Origin of the sequence: Nocardia stercoris (genome assembly GCF_003696265.1) — a bacterium.
In the GTDB taxonomy this organism is placed as follows: domain Bacteria; phylum Actinomycetota; class Actinomycetes; order Mycobacteriales; family Mycobacteriaceae; genus Nocardia; species Nocardia stercoris.
Genome location: NZ_RFFH01000016.1, coordinates 81,147 through 95,755, shown reverse-complemented (window position 1 = coordinate 95,755; position 14,609 = coordinate 81,147). Strand labels below are relative to the sequence as shown.

Below are 14,609 nucleotides of genomic sequence, written 5' to 3'. Positions count from 1 at the left end.
GTCTGGGGTGAAGCCTGCTCAGTCCTCTTCGGCAACAAGCATATGTTTCGAATGTTACTGGTGAGGTTCGTTTGCTAACCAGAGGTTATCGGTCGGGCGCCCATCAAGGCGGTACCGACACGCACGCACGTAGAGCCGTGTCGGATCGCCGCCTCCAGATCACTCGACATTCCCGCGGACAATTCCGTGGCAGCCGGATGAACGCGGAGTAGCCGATCATGGATTTCCGCCAATTCCGCGAACGCACGATCGGGTTCTACATCTATAGGTGGCACTGCCATCAGCCCGGCAAGCTGCAACGATGCGGATTCGGCCACCCGATCGGCGAGCCCGGACAGCTCCTCGGATGCCAGTCCGCCACGCGTGGGATCCGCATCGAGGCTCACCTGGAGCAACACTCGCAGCGGGCCGGCGCGCCGGCCCGTGTCCAGCGCGGCCGCGGCGGCGGTGTCAAGTGCGGTCAACAGCCGGTCGCTGTCGACCGAATGGACCGAATACGCCCACCCAGCAACCGATTTGACCTTGTTGCGCTGCAACCGGCCGATCATGTGCCAGCGAATGTCCTTGTGCCCCAACGCTAGTGCCGCGACCTTGGCCGTTGCCTCCTGCTCCCGGGACTCACCGAAGTCGCGGCAGCCCAGGCCGTACAGCGCGGCCACGTCCGAAGCCGGGAAATACTTCGTGACCGGCAACAATGCCACCGAATCGGGCGACCGCCCGGCGGCCGCGCAGGCTGCCGTGATGCGCTCGCGCAATCCGGTCAGCGCGGTGCTCAGCTCGGCGATCCGGGCCGCGGAAACCGGTGCGCCGACAGCGAATTCGCCACTCATGCGCGGACCGGCCCGAATGCGGCGAGGATCACCGTGCCGCCCCGGAGGGCATGGAGACCGGGATTCGCGTCGATAATCACTCCCGCGGGAGCAGCGGAACGCACCGCGCCGAAGATCACGGTGCCGGCCCCACGGGAACCGACCACGCTGTTCGCGTCGACGATCACCGCGCCGATCCCGTCGACAGCGCGTCGCCCGGCAGTGTCTCCCGCCAGATCACGCCGGCGATCCGGCCGGTCGGAGACTCCCGGCGGTGGCTGAACAGCGTCCGGTCCTCGATGGTGCAGCGCGGATCCACCGCGATCCCGGTGACACCCGCCGCCTCCAACTGCCGCCGGATGCCCGCCCGTAGATCGAGGCCCGGGGTGCCCTTCGCGGTGGTGGTGGCACTGCCCGGCAGGTGCGCCTCCACATCGGCCCGCATCGCGGCCGGCACCTCGTAGTGTTTGCCGGACGCGGCCGGGCCCAGGAACGCGCCGATCCGTTCGGGCTTCGCGCCCAGCGAGATCATGGCCTCCAGCACCCGGGGCACGATCCCGATCCGGGCGCCCACCCGGCCCGCGTGGACCGCCGCGATCACACCGGCCTCGTCGTCGGACAGCAGGATCGGTACACAGTCCGCGGTCAGGACCACCAGCGCCAAATCGGGCTGCGCGGTCACCAGCGCGTCGGTCACCGGAACCGGCTCGGCACGCGGGCCGTCCACGATCTCGACGGTCCGGCTGTGCACCTGTTCCATCCACACCAGCCGCTCCGGCGGCAGCCCGATCCCCTCGGCCAGCCGTAATCGGTTGCGCCGGACCGCTTCCGGATCGTCACCGACGTGATCTCCGAGATTGAACGAGTCGTAGGGCGCTACCGAGAACCCACCCGCCCGGGTCGTCGTGACCCGCCGCACCACCGACTTCACCGCTGCCACACTCACGCTCCCCACACTAGCCATCCGAACCGGGCTCACCGGCGTCCGACTCGGGCGCGACCGCGGCCTCCGGCCCGCGGTTCGGCCGCGGCCGAACCCCCTACCCCGATCGACGCGACGACCACCGGCCACGAACCGGGACCACCGGCTCAGCGAAAGATCCAGGCCCGCACCCGAAAACGCGAATGGACGTCACCCACGGCCGCGGGTGACATCCACTCGAAGGTTCTGCCGCGGTCAGCGGCGCATGAAACTCGGCACGTCGACATCGTCGTCGTCGTTGGGCTCGTCCGACTGCGGCGGCTGCTGCCGCGACGCGGCCGGGTCGACCGGCGTGCGCTGCTGATACGACGGCGCCGGGCCGCGCTCGGGAGCCATCGAGGTGGCCGGAGCCGGGTCCGGGACCCGGGTGGCACCGTGATCGGTGACCGGGGCGGTACGGCCCGCCGTACCCACCGAACCGCTCTGCGCCGCGGCGATGGTGTGCCGCGACTCGATCCGGCGCGCCGGCGTCCCGCCGTCGAAGCCGGCCGCGATCACTGTGACGCGGACCTCGTCGCCGAGCGAATCGTCGATCACCGTCCCGAAGATGATGTTCGCCTCGATGTGCGCGGCTTCCTGCACCAGCGACGCGGCCTCGTTGATCTCGAACAGTCCCAGATCCGAACCACCGGCGATCGAGAGCAGCACGCCGTGGGCGCCGTCCATCGACGCTTCCAGCAGCGGCGAGTTGATCGCCGACTCGGCGGCCTTCACCGACCGGCCCTCACCGCGCGCGGAACCGATACCCATCAACGCCGAACCCGCACCCGACATGACGCTCTTCACGTCGGCAAAGTCGACATTGATCAGACCCGGGGTGGTGATCAGGTCGGTGATGCCCTGAACACCGTTGAGCAGCACCTCGTCTGCCGAACGGAAGGCGTCCATCAGGCTGACCGCCGCGTCACCGAGCTGCAGCAGGCGGTCGTTCGGGATGACGATGAGCGTGTCGCAGGACTCGCGTAGTGCCTGTATCCCCGCCTCGGCCTGGTTGCTGCGGCGCTTGCCCTCGAACGAGAACGGCCGCGTCACCACACCGATGGTCAGGGCGCCCAGCTTGCGGGCGATGCTCGCCACGACCGGCGCGCCACCGGTGCCCGTGCCACCGCCCTCGCCGGCGGTGACGAAGACCATGTCGGCGCCCTTGAGGACCTCTTCGATCTCGTCCTTGTGATCCTCGGCCGCCTTGCGCCCGACCTCCGGGTCGGCGCCGGCGCCCAGACCGCGGGTGAGTTCGCGGCCGACGTCGAGCTTCACGTCGGCGTCACTCATCAACAGCGCCTGCGCGTCGGTGTTGACGGCGATGAACTCGACTCCCTTGAGTCCCTGTTCGATCATTCGGTTGACGGCGTTCACGCCGCCGCCGCCGATACCGACGACCTTGATCACTGCAAGGTAGTTGTGCGGGGGCGTCATGGACTCTCGCCTTCCTTAGATCTACAGCCTGTCGTCGTTTTCGGACCCGGGCAGCGCGCCCGCCCGGTCGGCCCGGCGGTCTCGCGCGCCGGAGCGGGCGGGACCCTCAAGCTCAACCACAGGGTTAGCGTTATGTCAAGTATCCGATTGCTGCGGAACGCTATTCGCACCTGCCGCGATCCTGGCGCAGGCGCGCCGACACGAAGCGCAGATTCTTGGCAATCCGTGTCGTCTCGACCCCGCCCCGTACTGTATCGCGACCGGCCGGGCCCATTGCCGGGACCGGTTCCGACTCCCCCGGATTCTCACGACCCGACCCGCTTCCGCTGGTCAAGTCCCGAAAACGCCGTGGGCGCAAGAGGTGTCATTCACTTTACAGTGACCAGGTCCGGGCTCGACACATCGAACGTCGAACCGGGCCTGGTCAGTACCGGCAGCACCACCGCGGCCTTGCGCTCGGAATCGTCGGCGCCGCCCCACAACACGGTCCGGTCGTCGTGCAACTTCAGCTCCACATCCGAAACCGACCGTGCGACAACCTCTCCCACCTGGAAGCGCAAACCGTCCGGCACGGCGGCCAGCACCCGGATCGCCGCCCGGGTCACCGGATCGGCACCGCCGGGATGCTCGGTGAGCAACTTCGGAATCCCCGGCGGCGCCGGTTCGATCGCGTACTCCACACCGTCGGCGTCGATCAGATGCGTGCCCTCCGGGCTGTCGAAATACAGCGTGGCCGTGCGCTCGGTGACCGTCAGCCGCACCGTCGACGGGAACGATCGCTGCACCTGCACCGATTTGATCCGCGGCAGCGCCGCCACCCGGGCGGCGATCGCGTCGGTGTCGACCCGCAGCATCGAGCGGCCGTCCGGGATCCGGGCCGCCGCGCGGACCTGCTGCTCGGGAACCGCCACCAGACCGTCGATCTCGACCGTGCGCACCGCCACCAGCGGGCCGAACCAGGCCAGCGCCATCACGGTCAGCACCGTGAGCATCCCGGCCGCGATCGCGATCCGCGCCCGCGGACCCAATTCCGGCGCCCGCCAACGCCCCCGGTTCGCGAACCGGTCGCGCAACCCGCCGGGCCGGGGCTCTTGCTCGAACCCCGCGCCGTCGCCGCCGGCGGAATCATCCGGTGGCACACCGGGACCCGCCAGTTCCAGCTCGGTCCCCGCCGACTCCGTCCCCGCCCGGTCCCGCCCGGTCATCGCGCCAGTGGTGGCCGCACCCGCAGCCCGTCGAGGATCTGCCCGCCGAGCATCGTCACATCACCGGCCCCCATGGTGATCACCACGTCACCGGGGCGGGCCAGACCCGCCACCTGCTTACCGACCCGGGACATATCCGGTTGGTAGTGCACCGGTTTGGTGACCGCGCCCGCGACCAGCGCGCCGTTCACCCCCGGCAGCGGCTCCTCGCGCGCGCCGTACACGTCCAGCACGACCACCTCGTCGGCGAGGTCCAGGGCCGCACCGAATTCCGCCGCGAACGTCGCGGTCCGGCTGTAGAGATGCGGCTGGAACACCACGATCACCCGGCCCGGCACCGACCGGGCGCCGTCGGCCGCCTCCTGCCGCACCAGTTCCCCGGCGGCACCGAGCACCGCGCGCACCTCGGTCGGGTGGTGGGCGTAGTCGTCGAAGACCCGGACCCCGTTCTCGCGGCCCACGAACTGGAAGCGCCGGTGCACGCCACCGAACACCGCCAGCCCGGCCAGCACATCGTCGACGTCGGCGCCCGCGTCGCGGGCGGCCAGCAGCGCGGCCAGCGCGTTGAGCGCCATGTGCCGGCCCGGCACCGACAGCCGCATGGTCCGCGGCGACGTCTCACCCGACAGCTGCACCGTCGCCACGCCGCCGACATCGCGCGGCTCCCAGGCCAGCAACCGGCCACCGAGGGGCACGTCCGCGTCCACCACGTCGTCGGAGCCGCCGTAACCGAGCACCCGGATATCGGCCTCGCCGCCGCGCTGCCGGGCCGCCACCCGCGCCGCCAGGGCCCGGGAACCGGGGTCGTCGAGGCAGACCACCAGCAGCCCACCGGGTTTCAGCCGGGCCACGAAATCGTCGAAGACCTGGACGTAGGCCTCCTCGGTACCGAAGAAGTCCAGGTGGTCGGATTCGATATTGGTGATGACCGCGACATCCGGGTCGTACTGCAGCAGCGAACCGTCGGATTCATCCGCCTCCGCCACGAACACCCCACCGGTGCCGTGGTGGGCGTTGGTACCCGCCTCGTTCAGCTCCCCGCCCACCGCGAACGACGGATCGAAACCGCAGTGCTGCAGAGCGACCACCAGCATGGACGTGGTCGAGGTCTTGCCGTGCGTACCCGACACCAACAGGGTGCGGTGGTCGCGCATCAACTCGGCCAGCACCACCGGCCGCATCAGCACCGGCACGCCGCGCCGATGTGCTTCCACCAGTTCGGGATTCGTCTTCGGGATCGCCGCGTAGGTGGTCACCACCGCGGTCGGACCGCCCTCGAGCAGATCCAGGGCGCTCGCGTCGTGCCCGATCCGCACCTGCGCGCCACGCGCCCGCAGGGCCAGCACGCCGCGGCTCTCCTTGGCGTCCGAACCGGACACCGCGCCGCCGCGGGCCAGCAGGATCCGGGCGATACCCGACATGCCGGCACCGCCGATGCCGACCATGTGCACCCGCCGCAACAGCGGCGGTAGTTCCCCGGCGCCGCTCACGTCCAGCCCCTGCCGCCCGAGCGCCCGGTTGCGCTCGGTGGTCTCCTCCGCATCGGATCCGTTCACGAGCGTGCTACCTCCACCACGATCCGCGCCACCGCGTCGGCGGCGTCCCGGTGCCCGGCGCCGGCGGCCGCCGCGGCCATGGCCGCCAGCCGATCCGGCGCGGTGAGCAGCGGAATCACTTCGTCGATCACATATTTCGGGGTCATCTGCGCGTCCGGCACGATCCGTCCGCCGCCCAGCGCCACCACCGGGCGGGCGTTCAGCTCCTGCTCGCCGTTTCCGTGCGGCAGCGGGACGTAGAAGGCCGGCAGCCCGACCGCGGACACCTCCGCCACCGTCATCGCCCCGGAACGGCACACCGTGGCGTCCGCGGCGGCGTAGGCCAGATCCATACGCGAAAGATACGGGACCGCCACGTATTTCGCCGGAGCGGCGGGGTCGGCGGCCGAGACGTCGACGGCGTTCTTCGGGCCGTGCGCGTGCAGCACCGAGATCCCCGCCGCCACCAGCTGCGCGGCCGCACCCGACACCGCCTCGTTGAGCCGTTGCGCCCCTTGCGATCCGCCGGTCACCAGCAGCACCGGGCCCTCGGCGGGCAGCCCGAAGTGCGCCCGTGCCTGCGCCCGCAGGGCCGCCCGGTCCAGCGTGGTGATCGAGCGCCGCACCGGGATACCGACGATCTCCGCGTCGGCGCGCCCGCGCGCCCGCACCCCCGAATCCGCGACCGCGGCCAGCACCCGGTTCGCGCGCCGGGCACCGATCTTGTTCGCGATCCCCGCCTTCACGTTCGCCTCGTGGACCACCAGCGGCACCGGCCGCCGGCTCCACAGCAGACCGCGGCCCGCGGCCAGATAGGCGGGCAGCGCCACATAACCACCGAAACCGACGATCACATCGGCCTCCACCATGTCGATCACCTCGCGGGTACGGGCCACCGCCGCGCGCACCCGGCCCGGCAACCGCAGCAGATCCTTGGTGAGCTTGCGCGGCAACGGAACCGGCGGAATCAGCTCCAGCGGATACCCCCGCTCCGGCACCAGCTTCGTCTCCAGACCACGCTGGGTGCCCAGCGCGGTCACCCGGATCGCCGGATCCAGCGCGCGCAACGCGTCCGCCACCGCCATCGCGGGCTCGATGTGCCCGGCCGTACCACCACCGGCGACCACGACCGACAGTGACGACGCCCCGCTCTCGGGCTTGCGGCTCTCGCCGGTTGTCACCTCGGTTTACCCCGTTCTCTCGAATGTGTGCTGGGCAGCTTCGGCTCCCAGGCGCGGGTCCGGCGCCAGGGCGCGGTGTTGCGGCTCTCCCGCCGGCCCGCCTGCCCGGACCGCCGGCCCGGGTCCGAATCTATCGGCCGCCGACGCGGCGACTCCGGCGCACCCCGGCGCCGCTGCGCCGGACGATCGTCCGGCGTGGGCCGACGGGACCGCCCGGCGCCGCGCGCCCGCAGCGACGGATGGATCGCCGGCTTGGGCAACCGCAGAAACCGGCTGACCGGACCGTCCTGGCCGGCGTGCAACGCCGCCACCGCCTCCGGTTCGTGCCGCGCCGCACTGGCCACCAGGCCGAACATGGCCAGCGTGATCGCCAGCGACGAACCACCGGCCGACACCAGCGGCAACTGCAGACCGGTCACCGGCAGCAATCCCACGACATAGCCGATATTGATCAGGGCCTGCCCGGTGATCCAGGTGGTGGCCGTCGCGGTCAGCAGCCGCAGGAACGGATCCACCGACCGCGATGCGATCCGCAGGCCGGTATAGACGAACAGCGCGAACAACCCGAGCACCAGCGCGCAACCCAGGAAGCCCAGCTCCTCGCCGATGATGGCGAAGATGAAGTCGTTGTGCGCGTTGGGCAGATAGCTCCACTTGGCACGGCTCTGCCCCAGGCCCCGGCCCCACAGCCCGCCGTCGGCCAGCGAGAACTGGGCCTGCCGCGCCTGATAACCGGTGCCCTGCGGGTCGGCGCCCGGATCGAAGAAGGCGCGCATCCGGTCGGAGCGGTAACCCGCCGACATGGCCAGGATCATCGCCGCCACCATGCCGGACACCGCGATGGTCACGAAGATCCGCACCGGCAACCGGCCGAACCACAACAGCGCCACCAGGATCAGGCCCATGGCGATCGTCGTCGACAGGTTCGGCTCCAGCACCACCAGCAGGCACATGAGCAGCGCCGCCGGCACCAGCGGGACCAGGATCTCCTTGTAGGAGGCGCGATCCGGGCGCCGGGTCGCCAGCAGATGCGCGCCCCAGACGATCAGCGCCACCTTCGCCAGCTCCGAGGGCTGAATCGACAAGGGCCCCAACACGAACCAGCGGCGCGCACCCTGCACCTGAGTACCGACCCCGGGGATCAGCACCAGCACCAGGGCCAGCACCGCGGCCACGAAGATCGGGAACGACAGCCGCCGCACCAGCCGCAACGGCATCCGCAGGGCCAGGTAGAACAGCACCACACCGATCGCGACGAACATCACCTGCTGCACGAACAGCGAATAGGCGGAACCCTTGTCGGCGTAGGCTTCCACGCTCGACGCGGACAGCACCATCACCAGGCCCAGCACGGTGAGCAGGGTCGCGATGGTGACGACCAGATGGAACGAGGCCAGCGGGCGGGCGAGCCAGGCACCGAACCAGGCGCCCGCCGCTTTCCGTTCGGTGCTCCCGGCCCGTGCGCTGGTGGTCACGCCGTGCCCCCCTCCTCGCCCGCGACACTCACGCTGTATCTCCCACCGCATGAACGGGGCGCTCCGTGGTTACGCTCCGCTGCCGCCTCCGCGCCTGACCGTTCATGCGGGACTCCCGATGTCTCCCTCGTCCAGTGCCTGCACCGCCGCGGCGAACGCCCGGCCGCGGTGCGTGTAATCGGTGAACATGTCGAGCGAGGCCGCGGCCGGGGCCAGCAGCACCGTGTCGCCGCGCCGGGCGTACCCGGCGGCGATGTGCACCGCGCGGTCCATCACCGCCTCCGCACCGCCGAATTCAGAGGTCAGTTCCGCACCCATACCGGCATCGTCACCCGAACCGAGCTCCACCACCGGGACATCCGGCGCGTGTCGTGCCAAAGCGGTCGCGATCGCGGGCGCGTCCCGGCCGAACAGCACGACCGCCACCAGCCGCTCGGCGACTTCCTCGACCAGATCGTCGATCTGGGCGCCCTTGAGCTGACCGCCGGCGATCCAGATGACGTGCTGGTGGCCGAGGATCGACGAACGCGCCGCGTGCGGATTGGTGGCCTTCGAGTCGTCGACGAAGGTGACCCCGCCGAGCTCACGGACCAGCGCCGAGCGGTGCGGGCCGACCCGATGGTCCTGTAGGCCCTCCTTGACGAAATTCGGTGCCACATCGATGGATCGGGTGAGCGCGGCGGCCGCCAGCGCGTCGGCGACCCCGGCCGGGCCCGCGGCACTGATGTCGCCCACCTCGGCCAGGATCGCGGCCTTGGTGAAGGCCCGGTCCAGCAGCTTGCCGTCCACCACACCGAGTTCGCCGTCGGCGGGGACACTGATCCGGAACCCGACCGTCCTGCGCGCCTTGGACTTTCGCGCCAGCGAGGCCGCCACCGGGTCGTCCAGGCCGACGATGCCGACCCGGCCCATCAGGGCGCGCGCCTTCGCCGCGGCGTACGCGTCCAGGCCACCGTGCCAATCCAGGTGGTCCTCGGCCACATTGAGCACCACGCCCGCCTCCGGGCGCACCGACGGCGCCCAGTGCAGCTGGAACGAGGACAGCTCCACCGCCAGGATCTGCGGACCGGGACTGCGCCGCAACGCATCCAGGATCGGCAGGCCGATATTGCCGCACGCCACACTGGGAATACCGGCGGCCCGCAGGATCGAATGCGTCATCTGGGTCGTGGTGGTCTTGCCGTTCGTACCGGTGATCACCAGCCACTTGCGGACCGGCCCGTACAACCGCGCCTGATCCACCCACCAGGCGAATTCGACGTCGCCCCAGACCGGAATACCCTCGGTCACCGCCGACACCAGCACCGGCGAATCCGGCCGCCAGCCCGGGCTGGTGATGACCAGCGCGAAGCGTGCCAGTGCGCCCGGATTCGACAGATCGTCGCCGGTGGCGGTCTCGAGCCCGAGTTCGGCGGCCTCGGCGAGCGCCTTCTGGCCGGAGTCGGTGACCACCGGCCGCGCGCCGATATCGCGCAGCGGCTCGATCAGCGAGCGTCCGGACACACCCCAGCCCGCGACCAGAACGTCACGGCCACGAAGGAATTCGAGCATGGGCCCCGGTGAGCGCAGGGTCCGCGAAGTAGGTTCGACCATTGCCTGTCATCCGACCTGAGAGAGGTATTCGCTGTAGAACAAGCCCAATCCGATCGCCGAGGCTATGGCCGCGAGCAACCAGAATCTGATGATCACCGTAGTCTCCGCCCATTTGCTCAGTTCGAAATGGTGGTGGAACGGTGCCATCTTGAACAGCCGGTTCCGGGTCGTCCGGAACACGGCCACCTGCAACACCACCGACGCCGCCTCGGCCACGAACAGCGCGCCGATCACGACCATCAGCAGCTCGGTGCGGGTGGTCACCGACAGTCCGGCGACCAGGCCGCCCAACGCCAGCGAACCGGTGTCCCCCATGAAGATCTTGGCGGGAGCCGCGTTCCACCACAGGAACCCGATGCACGCCGCCGCACCCGCGGCACACACCAGCGCCAGGTCCAGCGGGTCACGGACGTTGTAGCAGCCGGGAGCGGTGTGCGTGGCGCAGGAGTTGCGGTACTGCCAGAAGGTGATGATCACATAGGCGCCCAGCACCAGGCTCATCGAGCCGGCGGCGAGACCGTCCAGACCGTCGGTGAGATTCACCGCGTTCGACCAGGCCACGACGATGATGCAGACGAACACCAGGAAGATGATCACACCCATCGACACCGTGTTGATGTCGCGGACATAGGACAGGTGGCGGCTGGCCGGCGTCTGCCGGTTGTTGTCCGGCCATTGCAGCGCCAGGATGCCGAACACGATCGCCGCCGACAGCTGGCCGATGTACTTGCCCGCCGCGGTCAGTCCGAGGTTGCGGCCCTTGCGCAGTTTGATGAAGTCGTCCAGGAAGCCGACCACGCCGAGCGCGGTGGTCAGCGCCAGCACCAGCAGGCCCGACGGGGTGGGTGCCTCGGCGTGGTAACCGATCCCGATCAGGTGCGAACCCAGATAGCCGGCCCACAGACCGGCGAGGATGGCGACACCACCCATGGTCGGTGTGCCGCGCTTGGCCTGGTGGCTGGCCGGGCCGTCGATGCGGATCTCCTGGCCGAACCCGCGCCGCGCGAACATCCGGATCAGCACCGGCGTCAACAAGATCGACACCGCCAATGCGATGGCCGCCGCGAACATGATCTGCCTCATCGGGCTGCCTCCGGGGTGTTACTGCTGTTCAGGTGGTTCGCGACGGCCCACAGGCCGGCCGAGTTCGACGCCTTGACCAGGACGACGTCGCCGGGCTCGATTTCTTCGTCCAGTATCTCCAGCGCCGCGGCGATATCGGGAACGCGCAACGCCTCCCGGCCCCACGAACCCTCCTGGACCGCGCCCTGGTGCAGGGCGTGCGCCGGGCGTCCGGTGCCGATCACGATCAGGCGATCGACGTCCAAGCGGACCGCGAGCCGGCCGATACCGTCGTGTTCGAGCACCGATTCGTCGCCGAGCTCACCCATCTCGCCCAGCACCGCCCAGCTGCGGCGCTTGCCGCCGGGCCGGTCGGTGGCGCCGGCGCGGGCCATCGTGACCAGTGCCTTCAGCGCGGCGCGCACCGAATCGGGGTTGGCGTTGTAGGAGTCGTTGACGACGGTGACGCCGTCGGCGCGGGTGCGCACGTCCATGCGGTGGGCCGAGGCGATCTCGGCGCCGGAGACGGCCGCGACCGCGTCCTCGACGGTGGCGCCGCACGCCAGCGCGACCGCGATCGCGGTGAGCGCGTTGCCGATCTGGTGTTCCCCGTGCACCGCGAGCCGGACCGGCAGCTGCTTCCCGTCCGCGTGCACGGTGAAGCGGGCACGCGCCCGGTCGTCGAGTTGGATGTCGGTGGCGCGCACGTCCGCGTTCGCGGCCTGCCCGACCATGACCACCCGGGCCGTCGTGCGGTCCGCCATGGCCGCGACCCGCGGGTCGTCGGCATTCAGGATCGCCACCCCGGTCGGGGGCAGTGCCGCCACCAGTTCGCCCTTGGCCTGCGCGATCACCTCGCGGCTGCCGAACTCGCCCAGGTGGGCGGTGCCGACGTTGAGGACCGCGCCGATCGAGGGCGGCGCGATCTCGGTGAGCGCGGCGATGTGCCCGGGACCGCGGGCCGACAGCTCGAGCACCAGGAAGCGGGTGTCGGCGGTGGCGCGCAGCGCCGTATACGGGTGTCCGAGTTCGTTGTTGAACGATCCGGGCGGTGCGACGACCGGGCCCAGCGGGGCCAGCACCTGCGCGATCAGATCCTTCGTGGAGGTCTTGCCCGCCGATCCGGTCACGCCGACGACGGTCAGCCCGCCGGCCACCAGCCGGTCGACCACCGCGCGGGCCAGTCGGCCGAGCGCGGCCAGCACAGCCGCGCCCGCGCCGTCGGTGTCGTGTTCGAGGGCCAGTGCCCGGCGATCGGTCGCCGACACCGGCGGCACCACGATCGCCGGTACCCTGACCGGCCGGGCGGCCAGCACCGCGACCGCGCCCGCGGCGACGGCACCGGCGGCGAAGTCGTGGCCGTCGGTCCGGGCGCCCGGCAGCGCCAGGAAGAGATCACCAGCGGCGATCCGGCGCGAGTCGAATTCGACCGCACCGGTCACCGCGACTGCGGGGTCCTCGACATCGTGCAGCGTGCCGCCGACGATGTCCGCGAGCTCCCGCAGAGTCAACTCGATCATGAAACCGTCAGGTCCTTGCTGTCAGGCGCCGAGCGCCGGCTGTCCGTGGGTACATGGGCCGCCCCGGACGGTGCGGCACTCTTGCGGTACAGGGCGGCGGCGAGCACCTCACGGTCGTCGAACGCATGCTTCACCCCCGCGATCTCCTGCCCGGTCTCGTGTCCTTTACCGGCCACCAGCACCACATCACCGGCCCGGGCCCAGTCGACCGCGGCCGCGATCGCGTCACGGCGGTCACCGATCTCGCGGACCTCGCCGCGCTCGGCGTCCGCCAGTGCCTCGGCACCCGCGCGGACGGCGGCCCGGATGGCCGCGGCGTCCTCGCTGCGCGGATTGTCGTCGGTGATGATCAGCAGGTCGGCACCGCGGGCCGCGGCCGCGCCCATCAGCGGGCGTTTGCCGGTGTCGCGGTCGCCGCCGGCGCCCACCACCACGGCCAGCCGGCCCGGTTCCGCGTCACCCGCGCTGTGCTCCAAGTGCTTGCGCAGGGTGGCGATCACCGACTCGATCGCGGCGGGTTTGTGCGCGTAGTCGACGATCGCCAGGAAGTCCTGTCCGGCCTCGACGCGCTGCATCCGGCCGGGCACGTCGACCTCGGCCAGCGCGGCGGCGGCCGCCGCCGGGTCCGCGCCCGCGGCCGCGCACACCGCCACCGCCAGCACCGCGTTGGCGACGTTGTAACGCCCGGGCAGCCGCAGCCGCACGTCGATCTCGCCGTCCGGGCCGAGGACGGTGAACTCCTGGCCGGTGTCGTGCACGGTGATCGGGCCGGGCACCGACCAGTCCGGGGTGTCGCTCCCGCTGTCGGTACCCGGGCCGCCGGCCACGGTGACCACGGCGGCGCGGCCGCTGATCTCGCGGGCCAGGCGCCGCCCCCAGGCGTCGTCGACGCACAGGACGCTGATCTCGGCGGCCACCGGCGAACTCGGCTCGAACAACCGGCGCTTGGCGGCGAAATAGTCCTCGAAGTCGGCGTGGAAGTCCAGGTGGTCCTGCGAGAGGTTGGTGAACGCCCCGACCCCGAACTCGACGCCGTCCACCCGGCCCAGGGCCAGCGCGTGACTGGACACCTCCATGACCACGGCCTCGACCCCGCGCTCGACCATCACCGCGAACAGCGCGTGCAGCTGCGGCGCTTCGGGCGTGGTCAGGGCGCTGGGCACCCGTTCGCCGCCGATCCGGGTCTCGATCGTGCCCAGCAGCGCCACCCGGTTACCGGCCGCGGCGAGCCCGGCCTCCACCAGGTAGGCGGTGGTGGTCTTGCCGGAGGTTCCGGTGATGCCGACGACCCGCAGCTGCCGGGACGGATAGCCGTAGATCGCGGCGGACAGCTCGCCGAGCACGGCCCGGGGTGTGTCGTGGACCAGAACGGGTACCCCGAGCTCGCCGAGCGACTCGGCACCGGCCGGGTCGGTCAGGACCGCGACCGCGCCGCGTGCCACCGCGTCGGCGGCGAAGCGGGCACCGTGGGCCTTCGCGCCCGCGAGTCCGGCGAACAGGTCCCCGGGCTGGACGGCGTTCGACCGCTGCTCGATCCCGGTCACCACGATGTCGGTGAGTTCGGCGTCGGAATGTCCGGCGCGCGGGAGCGGGCACGCCCCGGTGAGTTCGGCGACCGTGCGCAAGGCCGTCGACGGCGGCACCGCCGGACGCATCGCCTGCGGGCTGGACTGCACGGGCACAAGCTCCTCTCAGCCTGGTGGGCATGTCTACCGGGGACGGACTCGAGACCGAGCGGCCAGGCCCGCAAGCTCGGACGAGTCAGGTTAGCTGATGCGCCACCGCGGCCGTTCAGGCCGTAGCGGTCCCGGCCCGGACCCGCAGGTCAGAC

12 protein-coding genes are annotated in these 14,609 nt (G+C 70.9%); all 12 read right to left on the bottom strand.

Translation table 11 applies throughout. The features are described from left to right. Positions 1 to 74 precede the first annotated feature (74 nt). Entirely contained in the window at positions 75 to 830 is a 756-nt protein-coding gene (locus EBN03_RS27270; RefSeq protein WP_122191000.1) for a YggS family pyridoxal phosphate-dependent enzyme, read from the bottom strand. Beyond that, entirely contained in the window at positions 827 to 997 is a 171-nt protein-coding gene (locus EBN03_RS34335) for a hypothetical protein (RefSeq protein ID WP_158675750.1), read from the bottom strand. The genes EBN03_RS27270 and EBN03_RS34335 overlap by 4 nt, the downstream gene beginning before the upstream one ends. Then, positions 994 to 1,755, bottom strand: a complete 762-nt coding sequence (gene pgeF / locus EBN03_RS27265) for a peptidoglycan editing factor PgeF (protein ID WP_233608675.1) — start codon at positions 1,753 to 1,755, stop codon at positions 994 to 996. The genes EBN03_RS34335 and pgeF overlap by 4 nt, the downstream gene beginning before the upstream one ends. A gap of 231 nt (positions 1,756 to 1,986) precedes the next feature. Then, entirely contained in the window at positions 1,987 to 3,207 is a 1,221-nt protein-coding gene (gene ftsZ, locus EBN03_RS27260) for a cell division protein FtsZ (RefSeq protein WP_122190998.1), read from the bottom strand. Positions 3,208 to 3,575: 368 nt separating this feature from the next. Continuing rightward, positions 3,576 to 4,412 carry a cell division protein FtsQ/DivIB gene (locus EBN03_RS27255; protein WP_325052098.1) on the bottom strand — a complete coding sequence of 279 codons (837 nt, stop codon included), beginning with the start codon at positions 4,410 to 4,412 and terminating at the stop codon, positions 3,576 to 3,578. Continuing rightward, complete coding sequence (gene murC, locus EBN03_RS27250) at positions 4,409 to 5,857, bottom strand: UDP-N-acetylmuramate--L-alanine ligase (protein ID WP_122191051.1); 1,449 nt, start codon at positions 5,855 to 5,857, stop codon at positions 4,409 to 4,411. The genes EBN03_RS27255 and murC overlap by 4 nt, the downstream gene beginning before the upstream one ends. 107 nt (positions 5,858 to 5,964) lie before the next feature. Then, entirely contained in the window at positions 5,965 to 7,128 is a 1,164-nt protein-coding gene (murG, locus tag EBN03_RS27245; protein ID WP_122190997.1) for an undecaprenyldiphospho-muramoylpentapeptide beta-N-acetylglucosaminyltransferase, read from the bottom strand. Then, entirely contained in the window at positions 7,125 to 8,654 is a 1,530-nt protein-coding gene (gene ftsW, locus EBN03_RS27240; protein WP_122190996.1) for a putative lipid II flippase FtsW, read from the bottom strand. Before ftsW ends, murG begins: the two co-directional genes overlap by 4 nt. Positions 8,655 to 8,705: 51 nt before the next feature. Beyond that, positions 8,706 to 10,154, bottom strand: a complete 1,449-nt coding sequence (gene murD, locus EBN03_RS27235) for a UDP-N-acetylmuramoyl-L-alanine--D-glutamate ligase (RefSeq protein WP_122190995.1) — start codon at positions 10,152 to 10,154, stop codon at positions 8,706 to 8,708. A 48-nt stretch (positions 10,155 to 10,202) separates the two neighbouring features. After that, the gene (gene mraY, locus EBN03_RS27230) at positions 10,203 to 11,279 is read right to left on the bottom strand and encodes a phospho-N-acetylmuramoyl-pentapeptide-transferase (protein WP_122190994.1); all 1,077 of its coding nucleotides are present in this window, start codon (positions 11,277 to 11,279) and stop codon (positions 10,203 to 10,205) included. Next, positions 11,276 to 12,778, bottom strand: coding sequence for a UDP-N-acetylmuramoyl-tripeptide--D-alanyl-D-alanine ligase (locus tag EBN03_RS27225; RefSeq protein WP_122190993.1), 1,503 nt, complete (start codon positions 12,776 to 12,778; stop codon positions 11,276 to 11,278). Before EBN03_RS27225 ends, mraY begins: the two co-directional genes overlap by 4 nt. Then, positions 12,775 to 14,460: a UDP-N-acetylmuramoyl-L-alanyl-D-glutamate--2,6-diaminopimelate ligase gene (locus tag EBN03_RS27220; protein ID WP_407671246.1), complete on the bottom strand. Its 1,686-nt coding sequence runs from the start codon at positions 14,458 to 14,460 to the stop codon at positions 12,775 to 12,777. The genes EBN03_RS27225 and EBN03_RS27220 overlap by 4 nt, the downstream gene beginning before the upstream one ends. Between the last annotated feature and the right edge of the window lie 149 nt (positions 14,461 to 14,609).

What these genes read in the sequence shown, in the direction of transcription:
- EBN03_RS27270 (WP_122191000.1), bottom strand. Translation starts at nt 830, where the DNA reads ATGAGTGGCGAATTCGCTGTCGGCGCACCGGTTTCCGCGGCCCGGATC.
- ftsZ (WP_122190998.1), bottom strand. Translation starts at nt 3,207, where the DNA reads ATGACGCCCCCGCACAACTACCTTGCAGTGATCAAGGTCGTCGGTATC.
- EBN03_RS27255 (WP_325052098.1), bottom strand. Translation starts at nt 4,412, where the DNA reads ATGACCGGGCGGGACCGGGCGGGGACGGAGTCGGCGGGGACCGAGCTG.
- murC (WP_122191051.1), bottom strand. Translation starts at nt 5,857, where the DNA reads ATGGTCGGCATCGGCGGTGCCGGCATGTCGGGTATCGCCCGGATCCTG.
- ftsW (WP_122190996.1), bottom strand. Translation starts at nt 8,654, where the DNA reads ATGCGGTGGGAGATACAGCGTGAGTGTCGCGGGCGAGGAGGGGGGCAC.
- murD (WP_122190995.1), bottom strand. Translation starts at nt 10,154, where the DNA reads ATGCTCGAATTCCTTCGTGGCCGTGACGTTCTGGTCGCGGGCTGGGGT.
- mraY (WP_122190994.1), bottom strand. Translation starts at nt 11,279, where the DNA reads ATGAGGCAGATCATGTTCGCGGCGGCCATCGCATTGGCGGTGTCGATC.
- EBN03_RS27225 (WP_122190993.1), bottom strand. Translation starts at nt 12,778, where the DNA reads ATGATCGAGTTGACTCTGCGGGAGCTCGCGGACATCGTCGGCGGCACG.